At 59.8% G+C, this 17,492-nt stretch carries 15 protein-coding genes and 1 tRNA gene; 14 read left to right on the forward strand and 2 right to left on the reverse strand.

Annotated elements, in window-relative coordinates; all coding sequences use genetic code 11:
- Positions 1-72 (reverse strand) — tRNA-Val (locus QZL71_RS11675).
- Positions 73-304: 232 nt separating this feature from the next.
- Between QZL71_RS11675 and ruvC the strand changes: the two genes are divergently transcribed.
- The 12 genes from ruvC to QZL71_RS11735 all read left to right on the forward strand — a co-directional run bounded on the left by ruvC (position 305) and on the right by QZL71_RS11735 (position 13,069).
- Positions 305-817, forward strand: coding sequence for a crossover junction endodeoxyribonuclease RuvC (gene ruvC / locus QZL71_RS11680; RefSeq protein WP_097781212.1), 513 nt, complete (start codon positions 305-307; stop codon positions 815-817).
- A 241-nt stretch (positions 818-1,058) separates the two neighbouring features.
- The gene (ruvA, locus tag QZL71_RS11685; RefSeq protein ID WP_294648884.1) at positions 1,059-1,670 is read left to right on the forward strand and encodes a Holliday junction branch migration protein RuvA; all 612 of its coding nucleotides are present in this window, start codon (positions 1,059-1,061) and stop codon (positions 1,668-1,670) included.
- A 3-nt stretch (positions 1,671-1,673) separates the two neighbouring features.
- Complete coding sequence (ruvB, locus tag QZL71_RS11690; RefSeq protein ID WP_005943473.1) at positions 1,674-2,729, forward strand: Holliday junction branch migration DNA helicase RuvB; 1,056 nt, start codon at positions 1,674-1,676, stop codon at positions 2,727-2,729.
- A 31-nt stretch (positions 2,730-2,760) separates the two neighbouring features.
- Positions 2,761-4,116 carry a phosphoglucosamine mutase gene (glmM, locus tag QZL71_RS11695; RefSeq protein WP_294648886.1) on the forward strand — a complete coding sequence of 452 codons (1,356 nt, stop codon included), beginning with the start codon at positions 2,761-2,763 and terminating at the stop codon, positions 4,114-4,116.
- 29 nt (positions 4,117-4,145) lie between these two features.
- Positions 4,146-5,021, forward strand: coding sequence for a class I SAM-dependent methyltransferase (locus QZL71_RS11700; protein ID WP_097774246.1), 876 nt, complete (start codon positions 4,146-4,148; stop codon positions 5,019-5,021).
- A gap of 189 nt (positions 5,022-5,210) precedes the next feature.
- Entirely contained in the window at positions 5,211-6,050 is an 840-nt protein-coding gene (locus QZL71_RS11705; RefSeq protein ID WP_154256810.1) for an energy-coupling factor transporter ATPase, read from the forward strand.
- Positions 6,051-6,065: 15 nt separating this feature from the next.
- Entirely contained in the window at positions 6,066-6,986 is a 921-nt protein-coding gene (locus tag QZL71_RS11710) for an energy-coupling factor transporter ATPase (RefSeq protein ID WP_294648888.1), read from the forward strand.
- Positions 6,980-7,795, forward strand: a complete 816-nt coding sequence (locus QZL71_RS11715; RefSeq protein ID WP_005943464.1) for an energy-coupling factor transporter transmembrane component T family protein — start codon at positions 6,980-6,982, stop codon at positions 7,793-7,795. The genes QZL71_RS11710 and QZL71_RS11715 overlap by 7 nt, the downstream gene beginning before the upstream one ends.
- Before the next feature lie 178 nt (positions 7,796-7,973).
- Positions 7,974-8,720, forward strand: coding sequence for a tRNA pseudouridine(38-40) synthase TruA (gene truA / locus QZL71_RS11720; protein WP_294648889.1), 747 nt, complete (start codon positions 7,974-7,976; stop codon positions 8,718-8,720).
- A 12-nt stretch (positions 8,721-8,732) separates the two neighbouring features.
- Positions 8,733-9,965, forward strand: coding sequence for a DUF5711 family protein (locus QZL71_RS11725; RefSeq protein WP_294648890.1), 1,233 nt, complete (start codon positions 8,733-8,735; stop codon positions 9,963-9,965).
- Positions 9,966-10,039: 74 nt separating this feature from the next.
- Positions 10,040-10,735, forward strand: a complete 696-nt coding sequence (locus tag QZL71_RS11730; RefSeq protein ID WP_097774251.1) for a hypothetical protein — start codon at positions 10,040-10,042, stop codon at positions 10,733-10,735.
- A 24-nt stretch (positions 10,736-10,759) separates the two neighbouring features.
- Positions 10,760-13,069: an ATP-dependent Clp protease ATP-binding subunit gene (locus QZL71_RS11735; RefSeq protein ID WP_294648892.1), complete on the forward strand. Its 2,310-nt coding sequence runs from the start codon at positions 10,760-10,762 to the stop codon at positions 13,067-13,069.
- 185 nt (positions 13,070-13,254) lie between these two features.
- Here QZL71_RS11735 and QZL71_RS11740 read toward each other — a convergent pair whose 3' ends face one another.
- The gene (locus QZL71_RS11740) at positions 13,255-13,857 is read right to left on the reverse strand and encodes a Type 1 glutamine amidotransferase-like domain-containing protein (RefSeq protein WP_015563755.1); all 603 of its coding nucleotides are present in this window, start codon (positions 13,855-13,857) and stop codon (positions 13,255-13,257) included.
- A 282-nt stretch (positions 13,858-14,139) separates the two neighbouring features.
- On the opposite strand from QZL71_RS11740, the gene gltX reads away from it, so the two are divergent.
- Both gltX and QZL71_RS11750 read left to right on the forward strand, forming a co-directional pair.
- Positions 14,140-15,609, forward strand: coding sequence for a glutamate--tRNA ligase (gene gltX / locus QZL71_RS11745; RefSeq protein ID WP_294648894.1), 1,470 nt, complete (start codon positions 14,140-14,142; stop codon positions 15,607-15,609).
- A 185-nt stretch (positions 15,610-15,794) separates the two neighbouring features.
- A partial coding sequence (locus tag QZL71_RS11750) for a stage II sporulation protein E (protein ID WP_294648896.1) occupies positions 15,795-17,492 on the forward strand: 1,698 nt, incomplete at its 3' end.

Raw genomic sequence — 17,492 nt, forward strand, 5'->3', positions numbered from 1 at the left:
GGACGGTACAGGACTCGAACCTGTGACCTCCTGCACGTCAAGCAGATGCTCTACCAGCTGAGCTAACCGTCCATATTCTGTTTTGCAGAAATCAGCTTGATTATATTACCATACCTTCTGCCAAAAAGCAAGTGCTTTTTCAAAAATTGTAAAACTTTTTTAAAGGCAGGGGCGCTGACTGCCCTTTTTACGCGCCAGCGCACATTTGGCGGCGGCAGGCGAAAGGTTTTCTGTTGCTCACACTGTTTTGTTGTGATATAATAATAAAGTTATAATAGGAATAGTATCGGAAGGTATTTGCAGCATGAGAGTTTTGGGCATCGACCCCGGCTACGCCATCGTGGGCTGGGGCGTGGTGGATTACGCAGGCAACCGGTTTGCGCCGGTGGATTTCGGTGCGGTGTGCACCGACGCGGGCGTGCCGTTCGAGCGCCGTCTGGACGAGGTGTATGCAGGCATCAAAGAGGTGATCGAGCGCACCCGGCCCGAGGCGCTTGCCATCGAAAAGCTGTTCTACCAGCACAATCAGACCACGGTCATCGGCGTGGCAGAAGCCCGCGGCGTGATCCTGCTGGCGGCAGCGCAGGCAGGCCTGCCCATCTACGAGTACACCCCCATGCAGGTAAAGCAGGCTGTTACCGGTTACGGCAAGGCCGTGAAAAAGCAGGTGCAGGAGATGACCCGCGTGCTGCTGCATCTGCCCGCCGTGCCAAAGCCGGACGATACCGCCGATGCGCTGGCAATGGCCATCACCTTCTGCCACACCAACGGCAACCAGCTCAACCGCTTTGTCCGCCGCGTGGCCGGGCCGATTTAAGATTGACAGGCTCGCCCTCTCAGGCTCACTTTGTTCGCCAGCTCCCCCAAAGGGGGAGCCCTTGGCAAAACCATTGGCTTTGCGTGGATTGCCAAAGCCTCTCACTTTGAAAGACTTCCCCCGGTCGGGGGAAGATGTCGCGTGAGCGACAAAAAGGGGAACAAGGTGGCATTGCGCAGCAATGACGGAGAGGGCGAGGATGCTGATAAAAGTCAGGTTTGTTTAGGAAAGAGAACACGCTATGATTTACTGTCTGACAGGAAAAATCGTCAAAAAAAGCATGAGTGCGGTGGTGCTCAGCTGCGGCGGTGTAGGCTACTATGCCCAGTGCCCGGCCAGCGTGGCCGGGGCCTTGCCCGGCGTGGGCAAGGAAGCCACCATTTATACCGTGATGAGCGTCACCGAGAACGACGTGAGCCTTTACGGCTTTGCCACCGAGGAGCAGCAGGCCTGCTTTGAGATGCTGACCGCCGTGTCCGGCGTGGGGCCTAAGGTGGGCCTTGCCATCCTGAGCGTGATGGAGCCGGACCGCGTGGCACTGGCGATCTCGGCGGGGGACCACAAGGCGTTCAAGGCGGCTTCCGGCGTGGGGCCGAAGCTTGCACAGCGCATCGTGCTGGAGCTGAAGGATAAGGTCGCCAAGGGCTTTGTGGATGGCATTTCGCTGGAGGATGTGGCAGGCGCTTTTGCCGACACACAGGCTTCTCAGGGCAGCAGTCAGGCCATTGCGGCGCTGGTGTCGCTGGGGTACAGCCAGAGCGAAGCAGCGCTTGCCGTTTCCAAGATCGACGCGGCATTGCCCGTGGAAGAGATCATCAAACTGGCCTTGCGCAGCATGGCAGGCAGGAGGTAAAGAATGCAGGACGAAACTGCGCTGTACGGCGCAAAAATGATGCAGCCCGGCATGACGGCGGCGGACAGCGAGGAAAACAACCTCCGCCCGCAGCATCTGGAAGACTATATCGGGCAGGAAAAGGTCAAGCAGAACCTGAAAATTTACTTGGAAGCTGCCAAGCGGCGCGGCGAACCGATGGACCACATCCTGCTCTACGGCCCGCCGGGCCTTGGCAAGACCACACTGGCAGGCATCATTGCCAACGAAATGGGCGTACAGATCCGTATTACCAGCGGCCCGGCCATTGAAAAGCCCGGCGACCTTGCCGCCCTGCTCACCAATCTGCAGGAGGGCGATGTACTGTTCATCGACGAGATCCACCGCCTGTCCCGTCAGGTGGAAGAGGTGCTGTATCCGGCGCTGGAAGACTATGCGCTGGATATCATGATCGGCAAAGGCCCCAGCGCCCAGAGCATCCGCATCAACCTGCCGCGGTTCACGCTGGTGGGTGCCACCACCCGTGCAGGCCAGATCACCGGCCCTCTGCGCGACCGCTTTGGCGTGCTGCTCAAGCTGGAGCTGTACAGCCCGGATGAACTGAGCAAGATCATCCAGCGCTCGGCAGGCATCCTCGACCAGCCCATCACGCCGGAAGGCGCTTACGAGCTGGCCAAGCGCAGCCGCGGCACGCCCCGCGTGGCAAACCGCTTTTTGAAGCGCATCCGCGACTTTGCCACCGTGCTGGGCGACGGCATCATTGACCGGGATGTGGCCCTGATGGGCCTCAAGCGGATGGACGTGGACGCACTGGGTCTGGACGAACTGGACCGCAGTATGCTGCGTGCGATCATTGAAATGTACAACGGCGGCCCGGTGGGTCTGGAAACGCTGGCGGCGGCCCTCGGCGAGGAATCCGTCACGCTGGAAGACCTGTGTGAGCCGTATCTGATGCAGATGGGCTTTCTGACCCGGACGCCCCGGGGCCGCTGCGCAACGCGGCTGGCCTACGAACATCTGGGCCTGAAAGCGCCGGAGGCCGCTGCGCCCGAGGACAACGGGCAGCAGAGTTTGTTTTAAAGAAAACACTTTTTGAAAGTGGGGTATTATTATGGGAAAATATTTTGGAACCGATGGTGTGCGCGGTGTTGCAGGCGCAGACCTGACCTGTGAGCTGGCAATGAAGATCGGCCGCGGCGCTGCTGCGGTGCTGACCGGCAGCACCGGCCACCGTCCGCGCATCCTGATCGGCAAGGACACCCGCCAGTCCGGTGATATGCTGGAAGCAGCCCTGACGGCCGGTCTGTGCAGTGTGGGTGCGGATGTGGAGAGCCTTGGCGTTCTGCCCACGCCCGCTGTGGCCTATCTGGTGGGCAAGTACAATGCCGATGCCGGCATCGTGATCTCTGCCTCCCACAACCCGATGGAGTTCAACGGCATCAAGATCTTTGCCGGTACCGGCTATAAGCTGCCGGACGAGGTGGAGAACCAGATCGAAGCCTACATCGACAACGATTGCGCGGGCATTGAGCTGAAGACCGGTGCCGAGGTGGGCCGTGTGTACCGCCGCGATGACGGCCTGCAGGACTATGTGGATCACCTGTATGAGTCCATCCACGGCGACCTGACCGGCCTGAACATCTGCATCGACTGTGCAAACGGCGCTTCGGCTGCCGTGGCGCAGAAGCTGTTCCCCCGTCTGGGCGCAAAGTGCACCTTTATCGGCATTGAGCCTGACGGCCAGAACATCAACAAGGGTGTGGGCAGTACCCATCTGGAAAATCTGGAAAAGGCTGTGGTGGAAGGCGGTTTTGACTGCGGCATTGCCTTTGACGGCGATGCCGACCGCTGCCTTGGCTGCGACGAAAAGGGTCAGGAGATGGACGGCGACAAGATCATTGCCCTGCTGGCGATGACCATGAAGGAAAAAGGCCGTCTGGACGGCGACACCGCCGTGGTTACGGTCATGTCCAATCTGGGCTTCATCAAATATATGGAGAGTCAGGGCATCAACACCGAAAAGACCGCCGTGGGCGACCGCTACGTGCTGGAAAACATGCGCGAGAACGGCTTTGCCATCGGCGGCGAGCAGAGCGGCCATGTCATCCTGCTGCACCATGCCACCACCGGCGACGGTGAGCTAACCGCCGGCAAGCTGCTCAAGCTGCTGGCTGAGAGCGGCAAGAAGATGAGCGAGCTGAACGGCATCTACGCCCAGTACCCGCAGGTGCTGGTGAATGTGACCGCCAACGCCGTCCAGAAAAAAGCTTACAAAGAGGACGAAGTTCTGGCCGGTTTCATTGAGAACGAGCAGCAGAAGCTCATGGGCATGGGCCGCGTGCTGGTGCGGGTGTCCGGCACCGAGCCGAAGATCCGCGTGATGGTGGAGGGCCAGGATCTGGACGCCATCCACCGCTGCGCCGACCGCATCGTGGATAAGATCAACAAGCGCATTCTGGGCCAGTAAGAAACGGATAAAAGAGAAGGGAGGACGCTATGCGCCCTGCAGATACCTGGAAAGACTATGAACTGCTGGATGCCACCGATGGCAACCGTCTGGAGCGCTGGGGTGAGACCATCCTCATCCGCCCGGACCCGCAGGTGGTGTGGAAAACGCCCAAGCAAAGCCCGCTGTGGGCAAAGGCAGATGCTGTTTATCACCGCTCCAATCAGGGCGGCGGCGAGTGGGAGTACAAGCGCCGTCTGCCCGAAAAGTGGAAGATCAGCTGCGGCGAGGGCGAGGATAAGCTCACCCTCATCGTCAGCCCCACCGGCTTCAAGCACACCGGCGTGTTCCCGGAGCAGGCCGTCAACTGGGCATGGTACGCCAAAAAGATCCGTGCCGCAGGCCGCCCGGTAAAGGTGCTGAACCTGTTCGGCTACACCGGCGGTGCCACGCTGGCCTGTGCGGCGGCAGGTGCCACCGTCTGCCATGTGGATGCCTCCAAGGGCATCGTGGCGTGGGGTAAGGACAATGCTGCGGCAAGCGGCCTTGCCGACCGGCCCATCCGCTGGCTGGTGGACGACTGTGCCAAGTTCGTTGCCCGCGAAAAGCGCCGCGGCAACACCTACGACGGCATCATCATGGATCCGCCCAGCTACGGGCGCGGCCCCGGCGGTGAGATCTGGAAGCTGGAGGACTGCATCTACGACCTCATCAGCCAGTGCGAAGAGGTGCTGAGCGATACGCCGCTGTTTTTTGCAGTGAACAGCTACACTACAGGCCTGTCCCCGGCGGTCATGGAATATATGCTCAAGACCACGCTGGTGCCCCGCTTTGGCGGCGAGACCAGCTGCGACGAGATCGGCCTGCCGGTCTCTGCCACCGGCGGCGTGGTGCCCTGCGGCGCAACCGCCATCTGGGAAGAGTAAATACTCCTTCCGTCATCGCTTCGCGATACCACCTCCCTCAGGGAGGGAGGCTTTCTGACGGCAGAAAACCAAAAGGCTCCCTCTTTGAGGGGGCTGCCGCCGCAGGTGGCTGGGGGAGTTTATAAAATAATCTGAGATTTGGGGTACAGCCCCTTTCAGAGGGGCGCACCACCAGAAAGAGAAACACAAATGGAAGAGACGATTTTAACAGCACAAAATCTGAAATTCCGCTACGACAGCGACCAGCCGGTTTACGCACTGGACGGTGTCTCAACGGAAGTAAAGCGCGGCGAATTCGTGGCCGTGCTGGGTGCCAACGGCTGCGGCAAGTCCACGCTGGCAAAGCACTTCAACGCTATCCTGCTGCCGGAGAGCGGCAAGGTCTACGTGGAGGACATGGACACCGCAGACGACGACAAGCTCTATGATATCCGCCAGACCGTGGGCATGGTGTTCCAGAACCCGGACAATCAGATCGTTGCCACCGTGGTGGAGGAAGACGTTGCCTTTGCACTGGAAAACCTCGGTGTGCCGCCGGAGGAGATGCGCCGCCGCGTGGACGACTCCATGAAGATGGCCGGCATCTATGAGTACCGCGAGCGCGCACCCCACAACCTTTCCGGCGGCCAGAAGCAGCGCGTTGCCATTGCAGGCGTTGTTGCCATGCGGCCGGACTGCCTGATATTAGACGAAGCCACCGCCATGCTGGACCCCCGGGGCCGTGAGCAGGTGATGCAGACCATCCACTACCTGAACAGGAATATGGGCATCACCGTGGTGTCCATCACCCACTACATGGAGGAAGCTGCGCAGGCAGACCGTGTGCTGGTGATGAGCAAGGGCCATGTGGTGATGGAGGGCACCCCCAAAGAGGTGTTCAGCCAGACCGAGAAGGTGCGCTCCCTGCATCTGGATGTGCCGCAGGCTGCAGAGCTGCGGGACGAGCTGGTGAAGGCCGGCATCCCGATGCCGGAGGGCATCATCGACACCGGCGAATGCGCACAGGCTCTGTACGAGCTTTTGCAGTAAGGGGGGCAGACGCAAATGGCAGATATCATCAAAGTAGAACATCTGAGCTACGTCTACAACCCCGGCATGCCCAATGCGGTCACTGCGCTGGACGATGTGAGCTTTACAGTGGAAGAGGGCGACTTTGTGGGCATCATCGGGGCCACCGGCTCCGGCAAGAGCACCCTCATTACCCACATGAACGGCCTGAACAAGCCTACCAGCGGCAAAATTTATATCGATGGCCGCGACCTGTGGGAAGACCCGGAGAAGATCCGGGACTTCCGCTTCCTCACCGGTCTGGTGTTCCAGTACCCGGAGTACCAGCTGTTCGAGGAGACCTGTTATAAAGATATCGCGTTCGGCCCCAAGAACATGGGTCTGGACGAAGCCGAGATCGACCGCCGCGTGCATGAAGCCGCCGATTTCGTGGGCCTTGACCCGGCCCTGCTGGAGCGCAGTCCCTTTGAGCTTTCCGGCGGCCAGAAGCGCCGGGTGGCCGTGGCGGGCGTTATGGCCATGAGGCCCCGCATTCTTGTGCTGGACGAGCCTGCTGCGGGCCTTGACCCGGAGGGACGGGACGACATCCTCAGCGAGGTGAAGGAGTACCACAAAAAGACCGGCACCACTGTGCTGCTGGTGTCCCACAGCATGGAGGACATTGCCAAGTACGCCAACCGCGTTCTGGTGATGAGCAACAAGAAAATTGCCATGTACGACACCGTGGAAAAAGTCTTTGCCCGCGCTCCGGAGCTGCTGGAGCTGGGGCTTTCCGTGCCGCAGGTGACGAAGATCTTCCTCAAGCTGCGGGAGATGGGCGTGGATGTGCCCGCTGATGTGTACACCATCCCCTATGCGGTCAAGATGATCCTGGAAGCCAAGCGCCGCCGGGAGGCAGGCGAGAGCCTTGTGCTCCCGCGGGAAGCAAAGAAGGAAGGAGGCGCTGCCGGATGCTGAGAGATATCACCATTGGCCAGCACTTCCCGGGCAACAGTCTGGTGCACCGGTTCGACCCGCGCCTGAAACTGGTGCTGACCATCGTCTATATCGTGCTGCTGTTTGCAGCTTCCAATCCGCTGGGCCTTGCCCTTTCCATTCTGTTCCTTGCAGCAATGTACAAGGTGGCAAAAATTCCCGGCAAAATGATCCTCAAGAGCTTAAAGCCCATCCTGCCCATCGTGATCTTCACAGCGGTGCTGAACCTGTTCTTTGTGTCAGGCGAGGGCGAACCGCTGGTGCACATCTGGTTTTTGACCATTTATGCCGAGGGTGTGCGCTATGCTGTGCTGATGGCAGTGCGCGTCATGGCGCTCATCGCGGGCACCAGCCTGCTCACCTACACCACCAGCCCCATCGTGCTGACAGATGCCATCGAGCAGCTGCTCAAGCCCTTGGGCAAACTGCACTTCCCGGTGCACGAGCTGGCGATGATGATGAGCATTGCCCTGCGCTTCATCCCCACCCTCATTGAGGAGACGGACAAAATTATGAACGCCCAGAAAGCCCGTGGTGCCCAGCTGGACACCGGCAAGATGACCGACCGGGTAAAAGCCTTGGTGCCGGTGCTCATCCCGCTGTTCATTTCGGCCTTCCGCCGCGCGGACGAGCTGGCCATGGCCATGGAATGCCGCTGCTACCGGGGCGGCGACGGCCGCACCCGCCTGAAGGTGCTGCGCTGCGAAAAGCAGGATTATATCGACCTTGCCGTGTGCATCGCCTGCTTTGCGGTGATCCTTGCCTCCCGGCTGGTGTTCCCGAATTTTTAAAGAGGGACCCTCTCAGGCGCTTACGCGCCAGCTCCCCCGAAGGGGGAGCTTTATGCGCTATAAAGGGGAAAATGTACTTCTGTTGAAAAGAACAAACTTTATCGTCCGCAGAACAAAAGCTCCCCCCTTTGGGGGAGCTGGCAATGCCGGAAGGCATTGCCTGAGAGGGTTTTAAACTATGAACTTTTTACTTACCCTTGCCTACGACGGCACGAACTACTGCGGCTTTCAGGTGCAGCCTAATGGCCGCAGCGTGGCCCAAACCTTTCAGGATGCGCTGCAGGCCGTGCTGGGCAGCCGCCCCGATATCAAGGGCTGCAGCCGCACCGATGCAGGGGTGCACGCGCTGGGCTTCAAGCTTAACTTCCACGCCGATACCCGCATCCCGGCGGCAAAGCTCCCGCTGGCGCTCAACCAGCATCTGCCGCCGGACATCCGGGTGCTGGACGCGCAGGTGGTGCCGGAAGACTTCCACGCCCGGTACGCGGCCCATACCAAAACCTACCTCTACCGCATCCACAACCACCCCATCGACTCGCCTTTTGACGCGGCTTATTACACCCGGGTGCCCCGGCATCTGGACGAAGCCAGAATGCAGGCGGCGGCGCAGCAGTTCGTGGGCAGGCACGATTTTCTGGCCCTGTGCGCGGCGGGCTCTTCCGCTGCAGCCCATGGCGATACCGTGCGCACTATCACGGACTGTCATGTTACCCGCAAGGGGGACGAGATCGACATTGAAGTGACCGCCGACGGCTACCTGTACAACATGGTGCGCATTCTGGCGGGCACTTTGTGCGAAGCGGGCGCAGGCCGGCTGGACCCGATGGAAATTCCCGCCATTCTGGAAAGCCGTGACCGCAGCCGCGCCGGGCCGACCCTGCCCGCCAAGGGCCTGTTTTTGAAGTGTGTGGAGTATGATCTGTAAGGAGAACCATTCATGAGCAAAATTCGCCGCGGCGGACATTCCGCCGAAGGGGAGACGCTTTCTGCCGGACGCGTCGAATATCTGGAAGCCGCCCGGGCCCGGGTGCGCACACGGCGCATCCGCCGCACCGTCGTCATCGTAGCGGTGCTGACCATCCTTGTCCTGTTTGCCACCGGCGCAGTGGGGTCTTCCATTGCGCGCGCAAAAGACCTTGTGGATACTGCCGTCATCGCGCTGGCACCAGCCGCAGGCTGGCCGCAGCAGACCGGCATCACCGACCCGGATGCGGTGGCGCAGATGTCTGGCAGCTTTGTGGAGATGGGCGGCGACAGCTGCGTGGTATACAGTCTTGGCGGCACCCGCCTGAACAGCATCCAGAGCGGCTATGCCCGCCCGGCCATTGCTGCAGGCAAGACCCGCTTTGTGCTGTACAACCGCTCCGGCAATGAGCTGCGGGTGGAAAGCCGCACCCAGAACCTTTATACCAAAACCATGGACAGCACCATCTCGCTGTGTGCCGTGGCAGATGCCGGACAGGTGGCTGTTGTGACCGACAGCACCGACAGCGTGGCAAAGCTGACCGTTTACAATTCCAGTATGCAGCAGCAGCTGGTGTGGAACCTGACCAGTGAGCAGGGCACCCCGCTGCGCATGGCCTTTGCGCCGGACAGCCGCCGCCTTGCCGTGGCCGCTGTATCGGCGGTGGGCGGCCAGCTGACCACGAACCTTTATGTACTGCCCCTCTCGCAGGGCGACCCGGTATGCCTTGGCTCCGAGAACAGTGTGCCCCAGTGGATGGGCTGGATGTCCAACGGCTTTTTGCTGGTGCTTTATGAGAACCGCGCCGTGCTGTACAACACGAGCGGCGGCAGCGCAGGCGAACGCGCCAGCTACGATTTTGACGGCGGCACCCTCGTCAGCGTGTCCAACACCGGTAACGGTGCGGCCTTGCTGCTGAGCAATGGCCAGACCAGCACGGCGGTGCTGCTGGACGGGGAGCTGACCGTGGGTTACAGCGGCAGCGTGCTCTCGGCCAGCCAGATCATCCGGGCAAAGAACGACGGCTTCTACCTGCTCACCGACAGCACAGTGGAGCGCTTCAACGGTGTGGGCGAGTTCCAGTGGAGCCAGCCGCTTTCGGCCCGGCCCCGGGCACTGATCGAGGGCAAGCAGATCATGGTGCTCAGCGGCAACACGGTGCAGGTGGTCACACCGCCGGAGCAGACAGCTTCCAGCGGACAGTGATTTTTGGGTGAGAAGATCATGCGTAAATAGCACTCTTGCGGGGAAAGTGATAAAAATAACAGGGAAAACAAGGTATGTTCAAGAATCCGTCATTTCTTTTTGATATCATATGCACGGCAGCATGGATCATTCTGGTGGTGCGCTATGCGCGCAAGGGCTTTCTTTCGTCCATTGTGCAGCTGGTGGGCAACCTGTTCAGTCTGCTGGGGGCCAAGGAGCTTTCCGCTGCCTGCGCCGGCTGGGTGTTCGAGCACATGCTGGCAGGCGGCTTCCGCACCCAGATCGCAGCAAACATTGCTGCGGGCGGTGCGGTAGACCTTTCCGGCATTGCGGAAAAGTATGCGGGCTTCCTGCCTGCTTCTTTCCGCGCTTCCATCGTGGCAGCCTGCGAGCGCTCCATTGGCGCTGTGCTGGCCGATAACGCGGTGGTGCTGGCCGATTCCATTGTGGAAAACGTGCTGCAGCCGCTGCTCACACCGGTGATCACGCTGGTGCTGTTCTTCTTGTTCTACGCGCTTTTGCGCCTGCTGGTCAGTATGCTGGTCACGGTGCTGGGCCTTGTGAACAAGCTGCCGGTCATTGGCACGGTAAACCGCGGCCTTGGCTGGCTTGTGGGCGGTGCCACAGCGCTGCTGGATATCTATTTGGTGCTGTGCATCCTGTGGGGCATCATCGTCATCACAGGCGGCAACCTGAATGTGCTCAACGATACGGTGATGAGCAGCAGTCTTTACTACAAAATCTTCAATCTCTTCAACCCTTTCCTGTAAAGGGTTTTGCATAAAGGAGGAACTATGGTCTGTATTCGATGCCAGAAACGTCCGGCGATCATCTTCATCCAGCGGATGGACAATGGTCAGATGAAGCAGGAGGGCTACTGCCTGCACTGCGCCCGTGAGCTGCACATCAAGCCGGTGGACGATCTGATGAAGCAGTTCGGCATGTCGGATCAGGATCTTGATAACATGGAGAACCGCATGGAAAGCATGATGGAGGAGATGGGCGATGCAAACCCGCTCTCCATGATGATGAACATGGCGAACGGCGGCGAGGATGCTGACCCGGACAGCATGGACGAAGATCTGATCCCCGGCAGCAATGCCACCTTCCCGCTGGGCTTTACCAGCAGCGAGAAGAAAGATGGCGACAAAAAGGCCGACCGCAAAAACGGCAAAAAGCCGCCTAAGCGCAAATTTCTGGATACCTATTGCGAGAATCTGACCCGCAAGGCCCGGGAAGGCAAACTGGACGATATCATTGGCCGCGACCGCGAAATTTACCGCACCATCCAGATTTTGAGCCGCCGCCAGAAGAACAACCCCTGCCTCATCGGCGAAGCCGGCGTGGGCAAGACCGCCATTGCCGAGGGCATTGCGGAGCGCATTGCCAAGGGGAATGTGCCCATCGGCCTGAAGGATAAGGAGATCTATTTGCTGGACCTCACCAGCCTTGTGGCAGGCACCCAGTTCCGCGGCCAGTTCGAGCAGCGGGTCAAGGGCCTGCTGAACGAAGTGAAGGCCGCAGGCAATGTGATCCTGTTCATCGACGAGATCCACACCATCACCTCTGCCGGTGAGAGCGAGGGTGCCATGAACGCGGGCAATATCCTGAAGCCCGCCCTCTCCCGTGGTGAAATTCAGGTCATCGGTGCCACCACCTTCAACGAGTACCGCAAGTATATCGAGAAGGATCAGGCGCTGGAACGCCGTTTCCAGCCCGTGCGGGTGGAAGAACCCAGCGTGGCCGATACCCTTGCTGTGATGAACGGCATCAAGCACTACTACGAGCAGCACCATCATGTGCAGGTGCCTGCCGATGTGCTTTCGGCCACCGTCACCCTGAGCGAACGGTATATCACTGACCGCTTCCTGCCCGATAAGGCCATCGACCTGCTGGACGAAGCCTGTGCCTGCTGCAATCTGGCCCACCCGGTCATTTCCGAGTATCTTGGGATGCAGAAGGAGCTGGATGCCCTCAAGCAGGAAGAAGCCGAGATGGAGAATGCGGATGTGAACGAGCCAATCGACTACGAGCGTGTGGCCGAGCGCAAGACCCGCATTGCAAAGCTCGAAGCCGACCTGCCCGCAAAGCAGGCTGCTGCCAGCGAGATCCAGGTGACCATGGACGATGTGGCCAAGGTCATCGAGCTGTGGACCGGCATTCCGGCGGTCAAAATTCGGGAGACCGAGTTCGCAAAGCTGGCAAACCTTGAGGGCGAGCTGAAAAAGAAGATCATCGGGCAGGACGAGGCCGTGCATCTGGTGGCGCAGGCCATCAAGCGCAGCCGCGCCGACCTTTCCGGCCGCCGCCGTCCCGCAAGCTTCATCTTTGTGGGCCCCACCGGCGTGGGCAAGACCGAGCTGGTCAAGCAGCTGGCAAATCAGCTGTTCGACGGCCCGGACCCGCTCATTCGTCTGGACATGAGCGAATATATGGAAAAATACGCGGTGTCCCGCATGATCGGTTCGCCTCCGGGCTATGTGGGCTACGAGGAGGCCGGCCAGCTCACCGAAAAGGTGCGCCGCCGCCCCTACAGCGTGGTGCTGTTCGATGAGATCGAAAAGGCGCACCCGGATGTCATGAACATTCTGCTGCAGATTCTGGACGAGGGCAAGATCAACGATGCGCAGGGCCGCACGGTGGACTTCTCCAACACGGTCATCTGCATGACCTCCAACGCCGGCAGCAGCGACCAGAGTACCGGTGGGCTTGGCTTCAATAAGAGCGAGGAACAGCTCAGCGAGGAAAAGACCCGCAAAGCGCTGGCCCAGTTCCTGCGGCCGGAGTTCCTTGGCCGCGTGGATGAAGTGATCGCCTTCAAGCCGCTGAGCCAGCAGACGCTGGAGGGTATCGCGGCCCTGATGCTGGACGAGTACAAGCCCGGCATGGAGGCCAAGGGTATCGCCTACAGCTACACCCCGGCAGCGCTCAAGGCACTGGTGCAAAAGAGTCAGGGCGGCAAGTTTGGTGCGCGCGATTTGCGCCGCGTCATTCGCAAAGCCGTGGAAGACCCCGCCGCCGAGCGCCTGATCGACGGCACGCTGGCTTCCGGCGGCACCCTTGTGGTGGATGCCGGTGAAAACGGCGAGATCATCTTGAAGTAAACAAAAAAAGCCCCTGCATCCGTTTTGGAATGCAGGGGCTTTTCCGCTGTTTGGCGCTGTACGGCAAACTGGAACTTGTCGGGGCGAGGCCCCTCCATCTTGCTAACGCAAGACCGTTCAGTCGCTTAAAAGCCCCACTGGGGCTTTCATTGCTCCGCTTCGCTGCGCAAACGCGAACTTTCAAATTAGTCTTTGCAAATAACCTTTGAACCTTCACCATCAATTACAATTCCCTGACGGTTGTTAATTGGGCATAGATTCAAATCCGAAAACTCAGTCATTATTTTCTCGGTAACTTTCTTAAATGGTGCTGTAAGATAATGCGGAAGAACATAGAAATCAATCAAATCAAGCCCTGCATCATCTTCTTGTGAGTAGTCCTCCGGCTTTTCATCCATTTGCTCGATATATTGGATGCTTGGAGCGCATATAATCGCACCTGCCGATTCACCAATCATCAGTTTTCCCTTTGCCAATTCTTTCTTCAACAGCTCATCCGTTCCCGTTTTACGGAGCTGGTCTATAAGGAAAAAAGAATTTCCGCCGGTAAAATATATCACATCCGCATCTTCAAAAACAGACTGTATCGTTGAATAAGCCTCCGTTGAAATATCAATTTCAGTTACGATTGCTCCCAACTTTTTGAATAATTTTCGAGCCGAGCCGACATAACCGGTGTAGCCTTCACGCAGCGAAGCTGTTGGAATAAATGCGACTTTTTTATTTTCAATTTCTTCCTTTATCAGACTTCCTACACTTGAAAAGTGCGAACATAAAAATAGTTTCATCAATATTCTCCTTTATATATAAATTCGCGTTTGTGGAGCGAAGCGGAACAATGAAAGCCCCAGTGGGGCTTTTAAGTGACAGAACGGTCTTGCGTAGCAAGATGGAGGGGCCTCGCCCCGACAAGTTTCGATTTGTTGAATCAAGTATAGCATATTGCGAACAAAAAAAGCAAAGCTGTGAATGCATGATGTTATCCTGCATTGACAAAACTGCGCAGAATCAGTACAATAAAACATAGCTATCCGCAAATTTTTTGCATGAGAATAAAGGAGCGTTTTTCTATGCCGAGCAATAAAGTCCGCACCCGTTTTGCGCCGTCGCCCACGGGTTATATGCACGTTGGCAACCTGCGCACTGCCCTGTACACCTACCTGATGGCAAAGCACGAGGATGGCACCTTCATCCTGCGCATCGAGGATACCGATCAGGGCCGCTATGTCGAGGGCGCTGTGGATGTCATCTACAACACCCTGCGGGAGACCGGTCTGCTGTGGGACGAAGGCCCGGACATCGGCGGCCCCGTGGGCCCCTATGTGCAGAGCGAGCGCATGGGCATGTTCAAGCAGTATGCCGAGCAGCTGGTGGCCGAGGGCAAGGCATACTATTGCTTCTGCACCGAGGAGCGTCTGGAAGCCCTGCACGCCGAGCAGCGCGCCAACGGTGAGATGACCCACTACGACGGATGCTGCCGCGACCTGCCCAAGGACGAAGTGGAAAAGCGTCTTGCTGCCGGGGAACCCTATGTTATCCGCCAGAAGATCCCCCGCGAGGGCGTGACCGGCTTTGACGATGTGGTGTACGGCCACATCGAGGTGAACAACAGCGAGATGGACGACCAGATCCTCATCAAGACCGACGGCATGCCCACCTACAACTTTGCAAATGTGGTGGACGATCACCTCATGGGCATCACCCACGTGATCCGCGGCAGCGAGTATCTGTCCTCTACCCCTAAGTACAACCTGCTGTATCAGGCGTTCGGCTGGGAGATCCCCACCTACATCCACTGCCCGCCGGTCATGAAGGATGCACAGAATAAGCTTTCCAAGCGCAACGGCGATGCCAGCTATCAGGATCTGGTGGCAAAGGGCTACCTGACCGAGGCCGTGCTGAACTACATCTGCCTGCTGGGCTGGAGCCCCAAGGGCGAGTATGCCGAGCAGGAGATCTTCTCCCTGCCGGAGCTGGTCAAGATCTGGTCTCCGGACGGCATCTCCAAGTCTCCGGCCATCTTCGATCCCCTCAAGCTGCGGGCCATCAACGCGGAATATATCCGCCGCCTCAGCCCCGAGGAATTCCAGAAAAAGGCCGAGCCGTGGATCGACAGCGCCGTGCACAGCGCCATCGACAAAAAGCTGCTGTGCGCAAACCTGCAGCCCCGCTGCGAAGTGCTGGGCGAGATCCCGGAGCAGCTGGATTTCTTTGATGCGATGCCCGAGTACGATGTGAGCATGTACGCCAACAAGAAGCAGAAGACCACCCCGGAGACCGCCAAGGAGGCACTGGAAGCCCTGCTGCCTGTGCTCAGCGACGAAGCACTGGATTTTGGCAATCGCGATGCCGTCTTTGATGCCTGCAAGGCTAAGGCTGAGGAGCTAGGCAAGAAGAACGGCTGGCTGCTGTACCCGCTGGGCATTGCCCTTTCTGGCAAGCAGCGCACCCCCGGCGGCGGCACCGACCTTGCCTGCATGATGGGCCGCGAAACCACCCTTGCCCGCGTAAAAGCGGCAATTGAAAAGCTGAACGGCTGATTTTTGCCATAAAACCACAAAGCCCTGCAGCATTTTTGAACGCTGCAGGGCTTTTTTGCGTCTTTGGGCCGGTTTGCGGCAGAACACTGCACCGCGCCAAAAATCGCCGCGCGCCCGCGCTACAGTATATGCAGAAAGCGCGGGGAACAGAACCACAACGCCCCGCCGGAAAGCGGGGAGTTTTTATGACAGAGCGGATGGGTCTGGCAGCGGTCGGGCGGCAGAACAGACAGCGGGCAGCACTGGCACGGCGGGCAGAGCTGCGCCCGGCAGCACGCAGGCTGGCGGCTGTGGCAGTGGGATTTGCGGGCGGCTGGGCCGTTGTGTACGGTGCACTGATGCCTTTTGGTCTGGGCTTTGTGCTGGGCTTTGCAGAGGACTGCTTTGCCCCCTGTGCGGCGGGTGCGGCGCTGGGTGTGCTGCTGCACGGGTTTGGGGCACTCTCGCTGCGCAGTGTCTGTATGCTGTGCGCACTGGGTGCTGCAGTGGCAGCGCGGTGGATGGGTGCCAGAACACTGACCCCGGCGGCACTGGCGGGCTGCGGCACGCTGGTGGGCGTGGCGCTGTGCTTTGCCTTTGGCGGCGGCGGGGCAGAGCTGGTGCTTTACAGTGCAGCAGATGCCCTGCTGGCCGCAGCCATGGGCTTTTGTCTGCGGCAGTTTGCGCCCGAAAAGCCGGGTGCCGGGATGCTTCTGGTGGGTGCGGCGGCAGCGGCGGCGCTGGGCAGTGTGCAGCTGTGGCAGCTGCTGCCGGGCGTGATCGTCTGCGCGGCGCTGGAACTGTATTTATGCAGCAAAGGGCAGGCCAAAGCCGCGCTTGCGGCCTGCGCGGTGCTGGGCGCTGCGCTGTGCGCGGCAGACCCGGCCCTCAGCTTTGCGGCATCCGGCCTTGCCTGTGCCACGGTGGCAGCGGCGGTGCTGGCACCCGGACGGCGCATGGAAACGGTAGCCGCCTACGCGGGCGGCTGCGTGACCGGTGCACTCTGTGTGCAGCCGCCCGGGAGCGCGTTCCAATATCTGCTGAACGTCTGCATCGGCATCACGGCCGTAGCGGCCATGCCCGCAGCATGGCTTGTGCCGGAGCCGGAAGAAAAGCCGCAGGCAGGGCAGGCCCAGCCGCAGCAGTACAGTGCAGCGGCCACCCGGCTGGAACAGGTGTCCCAGAGCCTTGCATCGCTGGCAGAGACCGTGAACGATGTCTACGAAACGCTGCCGCACCGGTGTGAGGATTTCCATTGGGTAATTGACAACACACATGATACCCTTTGTTTTAACTGCGGGCGGCGGGATACCTGCTGGAAGCAGGAGTATGCCGCCACGCTGGAGGGCATGGAAGCACTGCGCCCTCTGCTGGAAAGCAGCGGCGGGCTGGAAACGGCTCAATTGCCCGGACAATTATCCCGGTGCATCCACCCGGCAGCACTGTGCGCAGCGGCAAACCGCTCCTTTGCGCTGTACCGCAGCCGCAAGGAGGCCCGCCTTCATGCCGAAGCCATGCGCACTGCCCTGACCGAGCAGTACAGCGCCGTGGCCGAAGCGCTGGGCGTGTTGGGAGAACAGCTGGGCCGTCCGGGCGACCCGGAACCCTATAAATCCGGCCGGGTGGCGGACTTTTTTGCACAGCTTGGCACTCCGCCGCAGGAGTGTGCCGTCACGCTGGATGATCTGGGCCGCACCCATGCGGCGGTCACACTGCCACGCACCCGCTTCTCGGCGCAGGAGCTGGCCGCGCTGGCCGGGGAGGTGGGCCGCATCTGCCGCCGCACGCTGGAAGTGCCGCAGGTGCTTTCCTGCAAGGGAATGACCACCCTGCTGTTCAGCGAAAAGCCTGTGCTGCGGGCCGTGTTCGGCATGGCGGGCGCGGCGGCGCGGGGCAGTATTTCC

The sequence above is a fragment of the uncultured Faecalibacterium sp. genome (assembly GCF_900066275.1).
GTDB classification, from domain to species: domain Bacteria; phylum Bacillota; class Clostridia; order Oscillospirales; family Ruminococcaceae; genus Faecalibacterium; species Faecalibacterium taiwanense.

Bases quoted from the DNA above. Each gene is read 5' to 3' on its own strand.
- QZL71_RS11700 (WP_097774246.1), top strand. From the start codon at position 4,146: ATGCGCCCTGCAGATACCTGGAAAGACTATGAACTGCTGGATGCCACC.
- QZL71_RS11725 (WP_294648890.1), top strand. From the start codon at position 8,733: ATGAGCAAAATTCGCCGCGGCGGACATTCCGCCGAAGGGGAGACGCTT.
- QZL71_RS11735 (WP_294648892.1), top strand. From the start codon at position 10,760: ATGGTCTGTATTCGATGCCAGAAACGTCCGGCGATCATCTTCATCCAG.
- QZL71_RS11715 (WP_005943464.1), top strand. From the start codon at position 6,980: ATGCTGAGAGATATCACCATTGGCCAGCACTTCCCGGGCAACAGTCTG.
- QZL71_RS11710 (WP_294648888.1), top strand. From the start codon at position 6,066: ATGGCAGATATCATCAAAGTAGAACATCTGAGCTACGTCTACAACCCC.
- ruvA (WP_294648884.1), top strand. From the start codon at position 1,059: ATGATTTACTGTCTGACAGGAAAAATCGTCAAAAAAAGCATGAGTGCG.
- gltX (WP_294648894.1), top strand. From the start codon at position 14,140: ATGCCGAGCAATAAAGTCCGCACCCGTTTTGCGCCGTCGCCCACGGGT.
- QZL71_RS11740 (WP_015563755.1), bottom strand. From the start codon at position 13,857: ATGAAACTATTTTTATGTTCGCACTTTTCAAGTGTAGGAAGTCTGATA.
- ruvB (WP_005943473.1), top strand. From the start codon at position 1,674: ATGCAGGACGAAACTGCGCTGTACGGCGCAAAAATGATGCAGCCCGGC.
- glmM (WP_294648886.1), top strand. From the start codon at position 2,761: ATGGGAAAATATTTTGGAACCGATGGTGTGCGCGGTGTTGCAGGCGCA.
- truA (WP_294648889.1), top strand. From the start codon at position 7,974: ATGAACTTTTTACTTACCCTTGCCTACGACGGCACGAACTACTGCGGC.
- QZL71_RS11705 (WP_154256810.1), top strand. From the start codon at position 5,211: ATGGAAGAGACGATTTTAACAGCACAAAATCTGAAATTCCGCTACGAC.
- QZL71_RS11730 (WP_097774251.1), top strand. From the start codon at position 10,040: ATGTTCAAGAATCCGTCATTTCTTTTTGATATCATATGCACGGCAGCA.
- ruvC (WP_097781212.1), top strand. From the start codon at position 305: ATGAGAGTTTTGGGCATCGACCCCGGCTACGCCATCGTGGGCTGGGGC.